The sequence below is a fragment of the Paenibacillus sp. 79R4 genome (genome assembly GCF_013393165.1).
Taxonomy (GTDB): domain Bacteria; phylum Bacillota; class Bacilli; order Paenibacillales; family Paenibacillaceae; genus Fontibacillus.
In genome coordinates, this window is record NZ_QJOT01000012.1 from 134,591 (window position 1) to 153,359 (window position 18,769).

The window sequence follows — 18,769 nt, forward strand, 5'->3', positions numbered from 1 at the left end:
AATTTTGTATTATCATAGACGGCCTTAGCCGTTGGAACCTTCTGCATGAAGGCGGGGCCTTCATATTCAACCTTTAACAGCACCAACAATCAATCCTTTTACAAAATAACGTTGTACGAACGGGTACAGAAAGACGATCGGTCCAATCGTAACCACGGTGAGCGCCATCTTCATCGATTCCGAAGGAATCTGGGCCGAAATCCGCTGCATTGCCGCCGCGTTGCTGGAGCTCCGCAGAAATTCGACATTGGATATGAGCGTTCGCAATAACAGCTGCAGCGGCTGGAGTTCCTGTTTATCGACAAACATAAGCCCCAGGAACCAGTCATTCCAGTAGCCAAGGGATATAAATAAGCCGACTGTCGCCAGTACAGGAAGCGCAAGCGGCGCGATCAAACGGTAAAATATAAGAAATTCGCCGGCCCCGTCGATTTTCGCGGACTCGTGTATTTCCTCCGGTATAGCGTACATAAAGTTGCGGACCAGAAATAAGTTGAATGCATTGGCCAGAGACGGGAGAATCAGCGCGAATACCGAATCCTTGAGATCGAGATACCGTACGCAAATAATGTACCAAGGCACCAATCCGCCGCTGAACAGCATCGTTATAATAACGTATACCGACAGCACTCCCCGGAGCTTGAAGGATCTTCTGGATACCGCGTAAGCGCCCATGGCGGTAAACAGCAGCGACAGGGCTGTGCCCACGACGGTAACAAAGATACTGATCCCATAGGCATTAACGATCCGATGCGATCCAAGCAGTAGAATACGGTAAGAATCAAAAGTAATGTGCTTGGGTAAAAAGGTGTAGCCATATGCGGCGATATCTTGTTCCGTACTAAGAGAACCTGAGATTACCATGATAAAGGGATACAGGCATGCGAGGCTGAACAAGGCAACGATAAGCATAATGATAAGCTGGCTTAGTGAAAATTTCTTTCTGGCTGTCATTCAGGATGAACCTCCTTCGTACCGATTAGAATATTGCCGAATCCTTATCAATTTTGCGGGCGGCATAGTTGCTGACGAGAACCAGAATAAATGCCACCGTCGATTGCAGGAAGCCCGCCGCTGAGGCCATGCCAATATCCCCGGTCTTGCGCAGGCTGCGATATACGAAGGTATCGATCACATCTGTCGTCGGAAACAGCAGCGAGGCGTCTCCTACCATCGCATAGAACATGCCAAAATCCGCATTCATGATTCTTCCTACGGCCAGCAAGGTCAGGATGATCACCGTCGGCCGCAGCATCGGCAAGCTGATATGGCGGATCTGCTGCCAGCGGGTCGCCCCGTCGATGGAAGCCGCCTCATAATAGGAGCTATCGATCGAGGTTAACGCCGCCAGATAAATGATCGTACCGTAGCCGGTAGCCTTCCAGCGCATTGCGACGGTTAATATCAACGGCCAAAGTCCCGGGCTGCTGTAGAAGTCGATTCCTTGAAAGCCCAGCCATTCGAGCAAGCGGTTAATGGAACCACTTTCATAGTTCAGCAGGTTGTAAGAGAACACTCCTACGACGATCCACGATATGAAGAACGGCAAAAAGGTAATCGATTGCGTCACCTTTTTGAAATACTTGTTGCGGATCTCGTTTAAAATAAGCGCGAACCCTACCTCAAAGATTAAACCTACTACAATGAATAAAGCGTTAAGCAGGATGGTATTGCGGATTGCCCGAAAAGCCGCATCGGATGAAAACAGATAATCGAAATTGTTTAATAGCGGCTGCATCCATGAGCTTCCAAAAATCCCTTTGGAGAAGTCAAAGTCTTTGAAAGCGATGACCAATCCAGCCATAGGCAAATAGTTGAAAAGCAGAAGCAGTGTCGCAAACGGCAGAAACATGACTAACAGTGCCCGGTGCCGATAAATATCCTTCAGTACTCCGGATTTTCGGGGAACAGCAAGGCGGGTGCTCCGTTTGCTTGAAGTGGGGGTTATCGTTCTCATAAGCATGTACCTCTCTGTTAGGTTGGAATGATTTATGTCTTAATGATACCGTCCTGGCTTGCAGAAGGGCATGAGCCGATCTTGTATTTTGGTGGTTCATTATTGGCTTTATGCGATCTCTTGCAGACATAGCAAAGCCGCCCGACAACGCCGGACGGCTTCCCTTGATCTCCGGCTACCCGGATATTAAGCTCTATTCTCATAGTACAGCTGCTGATTCTGGCGATTCTTGATTCAGTTGCGGATTCTCCATCTTCATCACCGGATGCTTCAGCGTTATTGTCGTTCCCGAATCACTGGACGATTGTATCTGCAGCCGATAGGCATCCCCGAAATAAAGGGCTAACCGCTCGTTGACATTCCGCAGGCCAACTCCCTTGGTTCCTGTGGATTGGAGGGCCTCCTTCCTGATATCCAGATGGAGCTTGTCCAATGTTTCCTTGGGAATTCCGTTCCCATTATCGATAATGTCGATGACGATATCATCCTTCACTCTGTAAGCCGAAATCAGGATTTTCCCTTGTTCGAAGTTATCCCGGATGCTGTGTTGAATCGCATTCTCCACCAGAGGTTGCAGCAGGAGGCGAAGGAACGGCAGCGACAGCAGCTCCGGCTCTATGGAATATAGGATTCGGATATTTTGGCCCATTCGGGCTTGCTCAATCTGTACATAAGCCTTAAGCTGCTCAATTTCACGCCGCAAGGTCGTAATCTCTTTGCCCTGGTTCAGGCTAAGCCGCAGCAAGTTGCCAAGCGCCGCTACCATTTCGCTGATATCACTTCGCCCAAGCGTCTCCGCCTTCCAGCGGATCGATTCCAGCGTGTTATACAAGAAATGGGGATTAATCTGGTGGCTCAGCACCTGAAATTCGAGTTCTTTTTTCTTCCATTCTGCGCGTGAGGCTTCTTCAATCAAGGTCTCAATTTGCGTTGTCAGACTAATAAACCCCCGATACAACCAGCCGACTTCATCATTGCGATGGGACCAGGCCGACTGATGATGGAAATGTCCCTTCTCTGCCTTGCGCATCAATTGAACGAGCCGAACAATCGGTTGGGTAAACTGACTGGTCAAGTAAATAACCACCCCAACACAGCACAATAAATAAGCAACAAGGAAAATAAGCATAAGCCGATTGATCTCATCGATCGAGCCCGTCAGCTCACTTAAGGGCGACAGGCTGACGAGGTACCAGGGCTGGCTGTCCAGCTTCAATCTGGAGGCCAAATATTTCTGTCCGTCAATAACCAGCGTCTCGGATATTTCGGTTCCCGCCGTTAGAATATTGAATCGCTCAGCTATCTCCGGCTCCCCCGTCCATTCATTCGCTGAAGAATCATAGATGACTTGACCGTTCTCATCAAGCAGCAGCAGCTTCTGGCCTGCAATATTTCCTGATGGCGAGAAGTAGCGGCGCAGCTGATCCTCTGATATGTCGGCAGAGATAATCGCCCGCGGGTCACGATCATATAGTCCGGTGAATCTTTTTGAATAGGTGAGTAAAGGCTTGGCATACCGTCCGTTGCTGGGCATAGACAGATGCCATAAAGGGCTGATTGTATTCATTGCCAAGCGGAACCACTTTTCCTGGTTCAGGATATCGGAAGCCCCTATCGTATACATATAATCGCCGTAGCTTCCCGGTGGGAGCGGATATAAATGAACGCGAAAGGCGTCTACCGCAGAGCTTTGCTGATTAAGGAACGTAAGCATATTGACTGTAAAGGCCCGTTCCTCCTCCAGGCCCGAAGGAGGCTTCTCCAGCAGATCCTGCAACTGTTTATTCCCGATCAAATCGTTCAATTGATCGTTAAGCCGGGATAAATAAATTTCAAAATTCTGACGAGCCTGAATCAGAAAGCTATGTGAAACGGAGGTATTTGCGTTAGAAATGCCTTCTATGGCTTTCACATGCGTATAGTAGGCGAATAGCAGAAACGGAACAATCAGCATGGCAAAGAAGATCAGGATCACCTTGCTCCTTAACGAACTCAGGGCGATGTGCAATCTACTCATCCGCGATCCCCTGCATTCTACGGTATTCCTTAGGCGTCCAGCCTGTTCTTTTTTTGAATAGCTTGGTGAAATGCACCGGATCTTTATACCCTACGAGAGAGGAGATTTGATAGATTTTATATTGCACTTCGCCGAGCATAACTTTGGAATTCTCAATCCTGACCTCGGTCAGATACTCCAGAAAGGTTTGCTTCTTTTCTTTCTTAAATAGCTTACTAAGCCATACCGGAGTTACATGTACCTCTGCGGCGACGCTTTGCAGCGTGAGATTATCGGCAAAATGATGCAGAATATATTTCTCGGCTTCCTGAATAATTTGTCCCGGGGAGGAGGCAAGCTCGGCAAAATCGCGAGATAGCTCCAACAAGCTTGACTCTGCCTGTTCCCGCAGTGAATCGAGTGTATCATAGCGCTCCAAGCGGTCCCAAAGCACCATCGGATTTCGCTGCCAGCTCTGTTCCGGCCAGCCCCATTGAGCGGCTTTCTTAAAAATGGCGAGCAGCCATTCAAAAATATGCTGTTGAATATCTTTAATATGAGTATGTGACCAGGAATGGACAAGCTCGTAAAATCTGTTCATCGCTGCATGGATATCCGCTTCGGTGCCATAACGAATCAGATCAAGCACCTCCTCCGGGTTCGTGATTGGCGGATTCTCCTGTTCGGACTCCTGTTCCCAACCGCGGCTCGTCAATAGCTGATCCCCTCCATAGATCGCTTTCTGTTCCAGAATCTCCTCCGCTTCGGCGTATCTTGTATGCAGTTCGGCCAAGATTCCGGAAATCATACATAACGCCGCGCTGGCTTTCACTTTCACGAAATCGCGGATGTTCTGCAGGCATAAGTTCCCCAGCTCCTCGATGATTGCGATTCCCCCGCTCCGGGTGCATTGCAGCACAACGACCCAACGCTGCTTCGAATCTTCATATAGAACAAAGGACTCCAAATAATGCTCTTCCCAAGTTTGCTTCACAACATTGCCGATCCCAAACAGAATCAGTTCTTTCTCCCGACGCATCCCCTTGCGATTCTCCACTGACTTCAAATCGTCGGCCTCAAACAGCATAACTACGGACGGCCCGGTCACCATCCAATCCATATGCAGCGTCTTGAGCCTATGCACGATCCTTGTTTCCCTATAAGGATCATATTCATGCTCCATGATCTCCCGCATCAATTCCCCTTTTATTTTCGGCAGGGCATTGTCAATTTGCACGTTCAGAAGTTCGCGATTTTCCCGGTCCGCCTTTTCTTCCTCCAATTGTGAGATGGCATGGGTAAGTATGCTGCCAAGCTCATCCGTATTGATAGGTTTGAGTATATAATCCATGGCGCCCAGCCTCATCGCCTGTCTAACCATCTCGAAATCGTCGTATCCGCTAATGACGATCGCTTTCCAACCGTCCGGCCGTTGCTCCATTAAGGCTTTGATCAACTGCAAACCGGACATTCGCTTCATGCGTATATCCGTCACAATAATATCCGGCCTCTGTGTCCTCGCTAATTCCAGCGCTGTGTCGCCATCATCAGCCGTTAAAACTTCTTCTATTCCATAGTCTGACCAAGAGAAACCGGCACGCAGTCCTTCCCTGATTTCCCTTTCATCATCCACAATAAGCGCCAGCATACCAGATCACCACCCATGTTCTATTTCTGCTATTATTCAGCAGGCTTACCGAAACTAAGTGACATATATTTTACCCTGCTTCCTAATTGCCGAACAGCAGTTGGGAGGAACTAGCTAACAATCCCCGCAAAAGTTTATGAATGTCCCCTTGCCCAAGCATCAATGAACCATATGTATCGTCTCTTTGTCTGGACCGTTCATCTTTTTATGCCGGATGCTCATCGCTGTCTTCCTCCTATTCATAACTTCGGGTCATCAGCTTCTTTTTTATTGAATTCAAACAAGCTAATAATACAGCAGGAAAATTTATAATCGTCTCCTTGGGGTGAGCCAAAGAGTGGATTACACTAAGCAGGACATGGAAAGGAGGACGCTTATGGCTATTATCAAGAGCATTCGTAGTATTCGTACTCGGTCAGATGGAAGCTGGACTATCGTTCAGGTGAATACCAGTCAGGATGGGTTATACGGTATTGGCTCAGCTTCTGATTTATATAATCCTGAGGCCGTAGTTCAAGTGATCGAGCAGTTATTTGCCCCCTTGTTGATAGGAAGGGATACCTCTCAAATCGAGGATATTTGGCAGACCATGCAGCACAGTGGATACTGGCGCAGCGGTTCCGTAACGCAAACGGCGATCAGCGCCATCGATATGGCGCTCTGGGATATTCTCGGCAAGGAGGCCGGACTGCCTGTCTATCGATTGCTAGGCGGACCAGCCCGGTCTGCGGTTCCCTGTTATGGACACGCATCCGGAGAATCCGTCTCGGAGCTGATAGAGAGTGTGCAACGATACCTGGAGGACGGATATTCCGTGATCCGCTGCCAGCTTGGCGGTTATGGAGGCGGGGGATTCGTTCAGGGAAGCGAAGCGAGACTGCCGGAGAAAGCCTGGATACAAGGCCGTTTTTTCGATGAACAGGCCTACCTGCATTCCGTTCCGGCGATGTTCGAACAGCTTCGGCTTGAATTTGGCAGTGGACTCGGATTGACACACGATGTCCATGAGCATTTATCGCCAATTACCGCGATCCAGTTGGCCAAACGACTCGAACCCTATTCTCTTTTCTTCCTGGAAGATGCCCTGCCGCCTGACCAGCTTGGCTGGTATCGCCAGCTTCGCACCCTAAGCTCGACACCGCAGGCAGTAGGCGAGCTGTTCACGAATCCTCAAGAATGGCTTCCCCTCGTACAGGAACGGCTTATCGATTTTATCCGTATGCGGATATCCAAGGCAGGTGGCATTACGGCCTGTCGCAAAATCGCTGCGGTCTGCGAGGCCTTTGGCGTACGAACCGCCTGGCAGGAAGGAGGAGAGAATGATCCGATAAATCAGGCTGCCGCCGTACACTTGGATCTGGCCATTTGGAATTTCGGGATTCAAGAAATCAATCATTTCCACGAAAAAGAACTTGAAGCCTTCCCCGGACATATCCGGCGAATAGGCGGGTACCTGTATCCATCCGATAAGCCGGGGCTTGGCATTGAGCTTGATGAGACGAAGCTGAACCGTCTGCGGCAGAAGGATTGGGAATGTTCAAGCTACCACCGACCATACCCTCTGGACCGCAAGGCAGACGGCACTATCGTTCGGCCATAACATTGAACTAAGGGGGATCGTATCCATGAACACAATCGCTGTAACCGGCGGCAGTGGCAAGCTGGGCTCCATTGTTGTTAAGAGACTTGAACAGGAAGGCTACTCTGTCCTTTCTATCGATCAGCGTCTTTCCGATAGATTGTCCTGCCGCCAAATTATTGCCGATCTTACCGATATCGGGCAAGTGATAGGCGCTTTGCAACCTGCGGATGCAATCCTGCACCTGGCCGCCATTCCCGCTCCTTTACTGCATCCACCGGCCTATATTTTCGCCAACAATGTTCTCTCCGGCTACAATATCCTGGAAGCAGCCAGACTGCTTGGAATTCGTCAGGTAGTGCTCGGCTCCAGCGAGTCGTCCTACGGTTTCGCCTGGGCTCGCAGTTCATTCTCTCCGGACTATGTACCGCTAAATGAGCACCATCCGCAGAAGCCGCAGGAATGCTACGGGTTGTCAAAGGTAGTCAATGAAGCGTCTGCGGCTGCCTTTAATCGTCATGGAGAGATAAATATCCTGTCGCTTCGTTTCTCCACGGTAATGACAGCTTCCGAATACGCTGCCATCGTTCCAGAACAGCCGGAGCGGTTCAAGAAAACCTTATGGAGCTATATCGATATTCGCGATGCCGCCGATGCCTGTCTTGCTGCTCTGAGATATGAAGATCGAGCAGCAGAGTGCTTCAATATTACCGCCAATGACACCCTTAGCACCTGGCCGACGGAACAATTGCTTGAGCGATTTTATCCCGAGGTAATCAGACAGTTTGCCTTCTCGGGACGGGAAGCTCTCGTCAGCAACTCGCTCGCCAAGAGAATACTTTCGTGGCATCCCCGTTATTCCTGGATCGATGAACGCTGAATCCCAAGTACTGTATTACGTTCATCTATAAAACAAACCCGTGAGGGGTAAACAGCGCGTAACGTTGTCCCCTCACGGATTGATCCTTCTCCACTCGTCGATGAAATTTATGTTCGTCTAGTCCTCCAAGGAATGAATCAGCAAACCCGAAATAGAAATGTCGCCGTTGCCTCCCGACCATCGGATTCTATTCTTGCTCCCCGGCTCCAGTCTGACTGTCAGACTCGTATAACCTGTATATTCATCGCTGCCGCCTGTGGAAAGTGCGTTTACCAGAGAATAGTCCCGGCCATTCACGATTAAACGCAGCTTGGCCAGCCTCTCTGCAGTGGCATACATGACAGCCACCTCGAACCGCCCTCCTATTCCACCATCCACTTCATCCCACTGGGCATAAGCTTCCGGGGCTTGCAGGCCAATGATCACCTTGGTTCCGTCATCAAGCGTGAGTAGCGATGCTCCTCCACCAATCAGGCACGCAGAAGTGCCATATGCTTGGGAACTGCGATTTGGCGAAGCCGCTGCTCCAGCCAGGCTCACTCCTTCGCGAGTCTGTATGACCATGCTAATCGAGCCATCCTGCTCAAAATGAAGCTCATCAATGCATACGCTTCTCAACGTTCCTTCTCCGGAGATATCCTGGTTGTGATAGAATAAATACCATTGCCCCTTAAATTCAACTACTGAGCCGTGTGTCGTCGAACAGCCTGTGGGCTCTAGGAATATCCCTTTATAAGTCCACGGGCCAAGCGGATTTACGCTCACAGCATAACGCATACGGTTATTGCCTGCAAAATTATCCGCATAGGTCAAATAATAAAGGCCGTTCCTTTTGAATACCCAAGCTGCTTCATGAAAGTCCTCCAACCCTTCCATGAGCTTCATGTCTCCTTGGATTGCCATCATGCTCTTATCAAGCTCGCCGCCCTCACAAACTCCACCGCCTCCATAGTATATATAAGCGCGGTTGTCGTCATCGACAAATACCGCCGGGTCGATCATTGCAAAACCACCAAGCCCCCCAATATATCCTTGATCGGTAAAATCACTTGCCGGTTTCGTACTGGTCGCTACGCCAATCCTCCAGGTATCATTCCAATTCGTCCCACTGGGGTGCGGATAATAGAAATAATAAGTGCCATTCTTGTAAGCGCAGTCCGGGGCCCACATGAATCCCCCTTCCGGCCTTCCCCAGCTTACTTCCTCTGAACTAAGAATCTCTCCTTCATCCTGCCAATCCACCATATTCGCCGACGAAAAAACATGATAGCGATCCATCAGATCGCACCCCCTGGCAGGATCGGTATCGTGTGAAGCATAGATGTAAATCCGGCCGTCGTCCCACACATGTGCCGAAGGATCGGCCGTATAAATGGAAGTAATGACCGGATTCATTGAGGTTGATTTGCCATAACGTATTGGCATTGTATTGTTGCCCATATTATTTTTGTCCTCCCTGTGCAAGACTCATTGACTCATTCTAAGCATAAGCCCGGCACTGATGCTGCACCATAAGACGATATTAAATTTGCTAGGGAATACCGATAGAAATATGCAAGAAATGCTTATAAAAGAGCAGGCAATGGCCAACACAATACCCATTAAGAAGGATATCCACCAATATAAAAAGCTCATGATTGCTTCATAGCACCGCAGAGAGTGTCTCTCTACTTCACTTAGAACAATCATGAGCTTTCACTATATTCATTAATGCCAGTTCTTTCCTATGACGATCTACTTAGCCTGCTCCAAATGCTGCAGCAATCTTGTTAACAGCACAGCAGCTTCTGCACGAGTCAGATTGCCATTCGGATGAAGCTTATGGTCTGGCGTACCTTGCATCAAGCCAGCCTGAATGCTAATCGCCAATGCTTCTTGGGACCATTTACTGACTTGAGCGGCATCCTTGTACTTGGCAAGAATATGATCAGCTGTATCGGTCAGCTTGATAGACTTGCCTTCCAATTCAAGCACCCGCATCATAATTACAGCCGTCTCTTGTCGTGTAATGGACTTCATCGGCTCGAATTTATTGCCTGCATACCCCTTAATCAGTCCTGCCTGAGATGCAGCAGCAATATCATCCGTATTCCACATGTTATCGGCTACATCCAGGAATGATGTGGAACCGCCCGGCTTAAGATCCAGTGCACGTGCAAACATGGCTGACAGCTCTGCACGAGATACGGTCTTGTTCGGTGCGAATTCGGTATCCGAGATTCCCTTAACGATCCCACGCCTTACCAGTTCATCGATCTCCTTGCTTGCCCAATGACCCACGGTATCTGCAAATGGCTTAGGCTTATCTGTGCCTGGGTCTGGCTTCGTATCCGGATCCGTTTGCTGTCCGGGGTCCGGCTTCTGCCCCGGCTCTGGCTTCACCTCCGGGCTTGGGTTCACCACGGGATCCGGTCTTGGCTCCGGATCTGGCGTCACGGTGTTACGCTTAACATTGACCGTAGCAACAGCTTTAATGGCTGTTCCATTCACAGCGCCTTCCACTTGGAAGGAACCTTCCTGCGCATACTGGGATGGATCGATAGCGTTCCAGGTAACTGCAACTTCCTTCGTCTGATCGTTCTCGTAAGTCGCTTTTACGGTTTCGGGAAGTACTGGTGCAATGCCTACTCGCGTATCCACGGTTACAGGATCTATCTTCACAATGCCTGCGCTCGGAATAAGCTGCTTGATGGCTTGCTCAAGTACGACTCTTGATTCATCAATCAGCGCTATGGTAGCAGCCGGATCTTTCATTACTGCAATTGCTTTATCCAATGCAGCGGTTAGCGTCGCCCAGGATTCAGGCTTGTAATCCTTGCTATTCAGCTTGCCAGCGCGATCAATCACTTGCTGAAGCAGCGTCTTGGAATAGTCGATTCCATAACCTTTAATATAGAAGTTATCCAGGATCAATGCACAGTCCGAGGTTGCCTTCTCTTCTCTCTTGGATACTAATTTGAAAAGAACCTGATAGTCATCTTGCTCGCCTGTTGTAAAGATCTGCTTGAACTCTATATAACCGCCGTCCTTGCCAGGCTTGTTCCCCGGATTAGGCAGATGCTCAAGCTGTTCTTGCAGCACCACTTCACCTGTAGAGCGAGATTGCACAAGGACCTCATAGTCGGCCAGGTTCTCCAAGGTGTAGATGAAGCCTAGTTCGTACTCTTGGCTCGGCTGCAGCTTCACACCGGCTTCATTCGACTTTATCAATCTGCCTACATCGGTCTCGTTGATCTTCAAGGAATTCTCTCCGTCAAGAACCCATGTCATCACTGGACCAACTTTCTGTTCCGATGGTTTCACAACCGGGTTGTTGTCGAGAGCATTACTGCGATCGGACGCGATATGAATCTTTCTCGAGCCGCCGCCATACTCGAATGGTCCCCAACCCTCATAGACATTTTCAAAATCTTCGTAAACAACATATCCCTTATTCGTTACATCGTCCTCAACTGTGATATGCTGCCAGATGCGAACATCATCATACGATACTGTGCCCGCCCCAGCTTCAGCTACAAGCTTAACGGTAGCTTCGGTTACCCCTTCAGGCACATGGAACTCTACACTCATTCGTTGCCATGTCGTGTTCACATACTTGAAGGAGGTTTGATGGGAACCATCTGCACCCGTGACTTCATTCGTGTATGTCTCATCGCCGATCACAACCTGAATGCCGGATTTTCTTCCCTTCTGCGTCTGTGTCCAGACACCAACCGTGTAATCCTGACCCGGGATTAATCCCGTTATCCTCTGCGAGATCTCTCCGGCTTGACTGCCGACCTCAGCATATCTGTTCCAATTGGAATTTGTCATTTCCTTGCTAATATCGTATTCAGCATCGCCTTGCACCGTTTTGATTTTGATATGATTCGTGTCATCCACTGTCCAGGAGCCTGGCACGTTAAATCGCTCCGAGTTAAACGCAAAGTCCTTGATCAGACTGCCTGCACCCCAATCCTGTGCGCTTGGCACAAGCTTCTCTGCGTCAGCAGATGCCGGATACAATACATAAGGCGTATTTTTAGCTGCCCGATCAATCGTTATCGTACCATTAACTGCGTTAATCGTATCCACCAATACCTTGCCTTGTTGTGTCAGCTCATACATATTGAATTGCTTCACATCTTTGAATTCATTCGTCAACTGCCAAGTCGTCTCCTTGCCAGTTGTATTCCAATGGTACAGCTTCGCACCTTCGTTCATACCTAACACTTTATTGGTACGAACATCCCATACCCATGGAATCAATGAGTTCGCCTCGCCTGTATGACGAACTGATTCATCTGTTGTCGTTCCGGTATCCTTCCAGGAAGAAATCAGTTTGCCGTCTTTGGATAATTCGATCTTGCCGTTTCCCTTGTTACGTTTGGAGATGACCCCATCCTCATAAGTGACTTGGTCCGTCTCATGCTTCAGAACACCAAAATGCTGCATATATTTCGTTGGCAGTACTTCGTTAAAAAATACGGTTACCCCCTGCTGCAGATCAGGCTTGGAATCGCCCCATGTGGTTACCCCAGGAATTTTCTGACCTTTATACAGCGCTTGACCAACGAAGATATCGAGATTATTTTTCACCATTCGGGATAACGTGCTGTTATTTCCTTTGTTCGGATAACCCAAGTCCGGACCCCAGTGTACAAAATCTACACCTGGCTCAAGCGGACCTGCAAACTCTGTCCCTACCTTGAGGCCCAGGTCATTTGCATATTGCAACAGCTTATGTGCATTGTAGTCATTGCCTGTATACACATCAATATAATAGAAATCGAGGGCGGGATCGTTAGGGTTATTCGGATCTTTTGTCAGGTTGTACAGACTCTCGAATCGAGCCTTGAGGTCACCGCTCAATACATCCTTCGTCTGATCTACGTAATACGCCGTATCAATCCAATCCCAGCCCTTGCCTAACTTATCCGTTGCTGGTCCGTTCGCAGTAGCTCCATTAAGATTCGAGTAGTTCAATTCGTTCGCATCAAGATGATACTCTGTGGCATTGATATGCACACCGACCCGCAGATTATACTTATCCCCTTCATCGATCAGATAGTTAAAGTCTTTCAGTCCACCTTGCCGTACACCGATGTTGGAGTACGATGGAATGTCATCATCATGACCTTCGGCTTGATAGCCCTTATGAAGGATCATTTGTCCGAATCCGTCCGTATAGTTATACAGCACTTTGCCTGTATCCAACGAATTCAGGAATGTATCATTCGCCTGGCTGGCAAAATTGAAAGCAATATACATCATGCTGTTCTTCATATCCTCAGCACCATATGGCTCGACAAATATTGTCTTGCGATAAGCTACCACAGCATCCTGCCAATCCGTCTTGCCATCCCCATTTTGCTCTTCCGTAATTACAACCTCATACCAAGGCAGCGCTTCGGTTTCATTGCTTTGACTATGACGATATGTCCATGTTCCAGGCTTAACGCTGATCTTGTTCACAAGCGGCTTCTTCTCTGTTGTTACAATCATCTTGTTGCCGCTGCTGATGACGTTATTTTCGACCGCAATCCCCAAACCGTTGGCACTTGCCATCGTCATTGTTGCGCCAAATGTGCCCGCTTGCTTCATCTTTAACATATCATCGACAAGCTCCTCCGAGATGCCATGCCATTCACCGTTGGATTTATTCCATGCATAGGTTGCGCTATCCATGGAGCTATCCACATAGATCAAAGAGCTGTTCAATTGTATGGATCTAACGAGAACATCTTTGCCTTCCTTAATATTCGTAACCTCAAAGCGCACCACGTGGCTCTCTTCAATCTGGAGCTGTGCGGTAATCTCTACGCCAATCTCTTCAATATTCATCGTGTACTCGTATTTATGCTCAGCGACCTTCTTCGATGTCGTCTGCGGCTTATACTCGGTGTTATTAATAATCAGCGTATTCGTCTGCTCCATTCCTGTAGAGATCGTACGATCACCCAGCTGATAATTGGCAATCCCCGGGAAGTCTTGATACAGTGTAACGGTCAAGCCATCTTTGGTGATCGTATCCGTGTCCGAGGTTAATTGAAGCTTCGGCATCGACTCTATTTCAACGATCTTCAGATTGCTGACCGTCATTGTCTTGCTGCCATACCAGGATCGAAGACCAAACCAGCCTGCTTCTTGGGTAATTTCCTCATCCGTTACAGATCCCATATCTGTCTTAACACCTTCTGAGTCCGTAATGCTAAAGGATACGGTGTTGCCTGCCAGACGAAGTTCAACCTTATAGGATGAAGCGGCCTTCATCTCATAAGCAACCGGGAATTTGGTTTCATTTCCGTTCGCATACAGCATCCATTTCCCGTTGATATCATGAATGATGGACACATAACGCTCGCTATCTAGTCCACGCAATACGAACCCATAACGACCGCCATCAGCGCCTGGCGTTGCACTCGTTTGGAAGTCAAACGCAACCCGCTGATTAGCAACCTTGGGACTCGCTTTATCTGCCATTAACGCAACGCCCGGCATGTTAACCTGGACAAAGTCCTCCCCGCTATTCAACACCTCTGCCTTGCTCTCATCAAGAGCAACCCAGCTCGGAGTTGTGTAATCCGGAATATAGATTCGAATTTCCTCTACGGTAATCGCATCGATGCTAACCTGAATCTCTCTGGTTCCCGGGTTGTAAATGCCAAATGCTCCCTGCTGGAATCCATCTGCCGATGCACTGCCTACCCATGTCCCATTTACATATAGACTCCATTCATTCTCAATCAGCTGTACACGGATCAGGTACTCTTTGCCACCCTCGAGATTAGGTGCCGTTCCAATCACCGTCTTGCTGCCGCTACCATCAAGCTGAGAAACCCACTTGCCACTATCCTGATAAATCGTTGTATTCCCGATTTTCACACCGGCAACGCCGTCAGCGACCTTCATCTTCACTTGGTATTCACCGTTAGCGATGGGTTGAACAGCCTGGTTCATCGCTGCCGTCGAAGCTGCAATTGTACCTTGCAGGTATCCATCAGCAACTTGCTGTTCACCAAGTCCTGTCCAATTCAGATCTGTAAGACTCTCATAATACTCTTCATAGATTATCTTATCCGATGCAATGTTCGTATCCAGCTCAGGGAATTGTTCCGTAAAGAGAATATTATCAACATAGATTTGGCCTTCAGCAATAATGCCGAAGCCGCCCAGCCCGAATTGAGTCCCTGCCGGCAGGTCAGCATGCAATTCCGCACCATTAATGCTCAATGTGATGGAAGAGTCTGTATATTGCAAACCTACTTTGTTCCATGCACGCACTTTAGGGGTTGAATCGTTTGCCTTCACCGTGACCAGATCAATGCTGTTCGCACTCTGCTTCAGCACCCACTTCCCATCCTCATAACGGATGGCAGCATGGTCGCCAATCGTGAATCCGATCGCCGTCGTTGTCGGCTTCACTTCTAACATGTACGTAGCGCTTGGCAACTGTGGCGCATCCAGATTCCAGGCCTCGCCATTCATATTCGTCAGATGCAAAATGCGATTGCTGCCTTCAGCTACGATAGCTGCTGTTGCGTCACTCCACCTGCCTGTGATCCCTTCTTGAAAATCATTGCTGTATTGAACAATCTGTTCAGGCTCAATGATCTGATTCGTATACTGCAAATTATCGATATATAATTCCACTGTGCTGCGAATGCGCATGCCAAATCGCCCTGCTGCCTCAGTAAACTGATCGAAGGAGATGTCACCGATCAGCTTTTTGTTCATGTATACGGTGATTGTCTTCTCATTGAAGTTAAACATTAAGTTATTCCATCTGCCCTGGATCGGATATGGAATATTCAGCTTTGAACCCCAGCCTGAGCTTGATTCCGGAATCCAACTGGATGGATCCACCCCGAGTTCATTAAAGATGCTTGCCTCATCATTCATCCGGAAGCCAAATGCAAACCCTTGTCCGTTGCCCAGCTTTGCCGGATTGACGAGCTTAAAGTCCAGCGACAACGTTCCCTTTTGAAGTGGAGGAGAATCGAGGTCCGCGCCTCGTTCCTTCGAGCCTTTTTTCAACGACAGTACTTTATTGCCATTCTGTTCTGTGACCACTTGCGCGTTAAGACCTGACCAATTCGGTACATACGCGGGATCTTCATAGTCTTGAACATAACTGACGATATCCGAAGGCTTCTCCTTCATACCTGCACCAATGATCTTAATATCCTTGATCTCGATCTTGCCAGTTGCATAACGTTTATACACGCCTACTTGGCCGTAATCAGCTATCGTGCCAAGCATCTTACATTCCTGGTTATAGTAAACCTGTCCATCAACTACAACCAACAGCTTTGTGCGATTAAAGCCAATCTGAATATGGTAGTCGGTATCCAGCTTGAGCTCTGGCCCGGTGAATGTTTCCCAATCACCTGTTCCATCCGGGCTTTGAATAACCCAGGTGGTCCCTGCATCATAACGCACAGAAACGCTTGGCTTGTCATCATAAGTCCCAATGACAAAGCCTACATTGCTCTGAACACCACTCTTATAGCGCATCGTAGTGTCAATGGTACCAACCGATAGCCAAGGGGCTTTATCCCAGGTTGCAATACTGGCGTTTTTATCTAATGCTATAATATCTACGGTCAAGCCATTGTTAACGGAAGTACTCCCGTTTCCCAGATGGAAAGTCATCGGTTCGGGCTCCATGGATTGATAGTTGTTCGAATAGGTGACAAGTTCTTGTCCTTCCGGGATGTTGCTCTCAATCTCCTTCAAGAAGCTGTCAAACACATGCTCTGCTTCATACACAACGACATGAGCTTCGGCTTTCAAATCCGTACCCTCAGCCTCCCCTTCGACGGTAAAAGTGCCGGGTCCCAAATATCGCGAGGCATCAATGGAGTCCCAGTTCACATTTACTTCTGTAAACGAACTGTCACTGTAGACAGCCTGCACGACCGAAGGAAGTACTGGCGCGATTCCAGCCTGGGTCTCTACTGTAATTGATGGGATCTCTACTATAATTCGTTCGATAGGCGTTGGTGGCGGATCTCCCTCGCCCTCCTCTGCTGCGAACAAAGTCGACCCTGGCCATAGTCCCATTTGACTTGAACTGACCACGATAATCAACATCCAGATCACGACTCTCGATATCAAGCCATTATGCTTTGCCTTCACCCGATCATTCCCCCTAATACTGTACTTTAATGTTCAATTTACAGCCTCATTGCTCCCAAACCTGAATGTTTAATCAAGACTTGCCCGATTGGATGATACCTTTGTCAGATCATGCAGTAAAATTTAGAGAACGCTTTCATAAAAGAGTATCCTCCCTGCCCTGCAATCCCTCCGGGTTATCATTTTCCAATCTGCAATACCTTGTATTGCTTTCTAAGTGTAGCAAATCGTTCTCGATGAGTACTTTCATTATGCAGTCGAGATTGAGAAAAATGTTTGAAATAAAGAACTAGATTTGTAAATGATATTGCTTTCAATAATGCCCCTCGATAAAATTGAATAGTAATCGTCATTATCCTTCAATACCATATCATTGCTTTGTTATACCATCAGTCATCATTGGGGGGGTTAGTGTGAAGGCTACGATTGAGCAGCTCTTTCAAATGCAAGATCAGAGTATGATCTATAATGCATTGCCGCGTACATTAAAGCCGGGGTATACCTTTGGACCCCATAGCCACGAGAATGTAGAAATATGCTTGATGAAAGAAGGAGAGTGCGACATCATTATCAATGGGGAGAATGTTACCGTTCGCAAGGGCGAACTGTTGATTATCTTCTCGCATATGATTCACTCTTTTCACGTCAACTCCAATCGCCCTGCCGTATTTCTGCAGATTCATTTTTGTCCGGAAAGCCTTACTGATATTAACCCGCGAGTTAACGAAGGCCTAACGTTTCTGCACTATATGACAGATCGGCACAGCGCATATATATACCAGCCCTTCACCGATCAGCTGCTTTCGTGTGTAGAACGAATCTGCCAAGAGATGAATAATGACACAGAGATGTTTCATATCTCGTTAGCGAATATTTATATTTACGAGCTTCTATTTCTCCTATCCCGCGAGATCGAGAAGAGTGTTCGCAGGAAATTCAACGTTGATAATCCCATCGTGATTCGAGCCATCCATTATATCAACCAGAACATTGAGTATCCCCTGACTTTAGATGAAATCTCGCAAAGCTGTAATGTTACCACAAGATACTTGTCCAAGATCTTTAAGAGTTATATGAATATTACGGTGAATGAATATATTCTCATTGCAAAGATCGAGCTGGCGATGAACTATATATGCAATAGCAACTTAACCGTGACCACCATTTCATCGAAGTTAGGCTTTTCCAGCGGGCAATATTTTGCAACGGTGTTTAAGAAGTATACAGGGGTAACACCCAGGGAGTTTAAGACATTGCGGAATAAGGACATTTAGGATATAAAAAAACCACCACCGATTATCGGTAGTGGTTCTTATCGCTTGGCGGCTTCCTACTCTCCCAGGACCCTTCGGTCCAAGTACCATCGGCGCTAGAGGGCTTAACGGTCGTGTTCGGGATGGGTACGTGTGGAACCCCTCCGCCATCGCCACCAAACGTTCAAGGTTAATCCTTGAAAACTGGATACGAAACTTATTTTGCATATTTAGATGTTTTTGGATAAGCCCTCGACCGATTAGTACCTGTCAGCTCCATACATTGCTGCACTTCCACCTCAGGCCTATCAACCTCGTCGTCTTCAAGGGGTCTTA

General features: G+C 48.0%; 10 protein-coding genes and 2 rRNA genes. 3 read left to right on the forward strand and 9 right to left on the reverse strand.

All coding sequences use genetic code 11. The features are described from left to right. Positions 1-66: 66 nt before the first annotated feature. The 5 genes from DMN77_RS17490 to DMN77_RS17510 are packed head-to-tail and all read right to left on the reverse strand — an operon-like array spanning position 67 to position 5,601. A complete protein-coding gene (locus DMN77_RS17490) occupies positions 67-954 on the reverse strand; it encodes a carbohydrate ABC transporter permease (RefSeq protein WP_179015828.1) in 888 nt (295 codons plus the stop codon). Between the two features lie 25 nt (positions 955-979). After that, on the reverse strand, positions 980-1,957 hold the full coding sequence (locus tag DMN77_RS17495; RefSeq protein ID WP_082789904.1) for an ABC transporter permease: 978 nt from the start codon (positions 1,955-1,957) through the stop codon (positions 980-982). A 32-nt stretch (positions 1,958-1,989) separates the two neighbouring features. Continuing rightward, positions 1,990-2,160, reverse strand: a complete 171-nt coding sequence (locus DMN77_RS17500) for a hypothetical protein (RefSeq protein ID WP_157259334.1) — start codon at positions 2,158-2,160, stop codon at positions 1,990-1,992. Continuing rightward, positions 2,157-3,974 carry a sensor histidine kinase gene (locus tag DMN77_RS17505; protein ID WP_179015829.1) on the reverse strand — a complete coding sequence of 606 codons (1,818 nt, stop codon included), beginning with the start codon at positions 3,972-3,974 and terminating at the stop codon, positions 2,157-2,159. Before DMN77_RS17505 ends, DMN77_RS17500 begins: the two co-directional genes overlap by 4 nt. Continuing rightward, positions 3,967-5,601: a response regulator gene (locus DMN77_RS17510; RefSeq protein ID WP_179015830.1), complete on the reverse strand. Its 1,635-nt coding sequence runs from the start codon at positions 5,599-5,601 to the stop codon at positions 3,967-3,969. The genes DMN77_RS17505 and DMN77_RS17510 overlap by 8 nt, the downstream gene beginning before the upstream one ends. A 376-nt stretch (positions 5,602-5,977) precedes the next feature. On the opposite strand from DMN77_RS17510, the gene DMN77_RS17515 reads away from it, so the two are divergent. Further along, positions 5,978-7,201 (forward strand): enolase C-terminal domain-like protein, encoded by a 1,224-nt coding sequence (locus DMN77_RS17515; protein ID WP_068778319.1) that lies wholly within the window; start codon positions 5,978-5,980, stop codon positions 7,199-7,201. A 25-nt stretch (positions 7,202-7,226) separates the two neighbouring features. Beyond that, complete coding sequence (locus tag DMN77_RS17520; protein WP_068778320.1) at positions 7,227-8,060, forward strand: NAD-dependent epimerase/dehydratase family protein; 834 nt, start codon at positions 7,227-7,229, stop codon at positions 8,058-8,060. Between the two features lie 117 nt (positions 8,061-8,177). On the opposite strand, the gene DMN77_RS17525 is transcribed toward DMN77_RS17520, so the two are convergent. Together DMN77_RS17525 and DMN77_RS17530 are read right to left on the reverse strand one after the other, a co-directional pair. Continuing rightward, on the reverse strand, positions 8,178-9,500 hold the full coding sequence (locus DMN77_RS17525) for a family 43 glycosylhydrolase (protein ID WP_179015831.1): 1,323 nt from the start codon (positions 9,498-9,500) through the stop codon (positions 8,178-8,180). A gap of 294 nt (positions 9,501-9,794) precedes the next feature. Further along, positions 9,795-17,180, reverse strand: a complete 7,386-nt coding sequence (locus tag DMN77_RS17530; RefSeq protein WP_179015832.1) for an endo-alpha-N-acetylgalactosaminidase family protein — start codon at positions 17,178-17,180, stop codon at positions 9,795-9,797. A 413-nt stretch (positions 17,181-17,593) separates the two neighbouring features. Between DMN77_RS17530 and DMN77_RS17535 the strand changes: the two genes are divergently transcribed. Then, positions 17,594-18,454 (forward strand): AraC family transcriptional regulator, encoded by an 861-nt coding sequence (locus tag DMN77_RS17535; protein WP_068778323.1) that lies wholly within the window; start codon positions 17,594-17,596, stop codon positions 18,452-18,454. Between the two features lie 43 nt (positions 18,455-18,497). On the opposite strand, the gene rrf is transcribed toward DMN77_RS17535, so the two are convergent. Both rrf and DMN77_RS17545 read right to left on the reverse strand, forming a co-directional pair. After that, a 5S ribosomal RNA gene (gene rrf, locus DMN77_RS17540) occupies positions 18,498-18,614 on the reverse strand. A 59-nt stretch (positions 18,615-18,673) separates the two neighbouring features. Next, positions 18,674-18,769: ribosomal RNA gene (locus DMN77_RS17545) — 23S ribosomal RNA — on the reverse strand; the annotation flags it as partial.

Coding starts and splice junctions, on each gene's coding strand:
- DMN77_RS17515 (WP_068778319.1), top strand. CDS start 5,978: ATGGCTATTATCAAGAGCATTCGTAGTATTCGTACTCGGTCAGATGGA.
- DMN77_RS17510 (WP_179015830.1), bottom strand. CDS start 5,601: ATGCTGGCGCTTATTGTGGATGATGAAAGGGAAATCAGGGAAGGACTG.
- DMN77_RS17490 (WP_179015828.1), bottom strand. CDS start 954: ATGACAGCCAGAAAGAAATTTTCACTAAGCCAGCTTATCATTATGCTT.
- DMN77_RS17525 (WP_179015831.1), bottom strand. CDS start 9,500: ATGGGCAACAATACAATGCCAATACGTTATGGCAAATCAACCTCAATG.
- DMN77_RS17500 (WP_157259334.1), bottom strand. CDS start 2,160: ATGAGAATAGAGCTTAATATCCGGGTAGCCGGAGATCAAGGGAAGCCG.
- DMN77_RS17495 (WP_082789904.1), bottom strand. CDS start 1,957: ATGAGAACGATAACCCCCACTTCAAGCAAACGGAGCACCCGCCTTGCT.
- DMN77_RS17520 (WP_068778320.1), top strand. CDS start 7,227: ATGAACACAATCGCTGTAACCGGCGGCAGTGGCAAGCTGGGCTCCATT.
- DMN77_RS17505 (WP_179015829.1), bottom strand. CDS start 3,974: ATGAGTAGATTGCACATCGCCCTGAGTTCGTTAAGGAGCAAGGTGATC.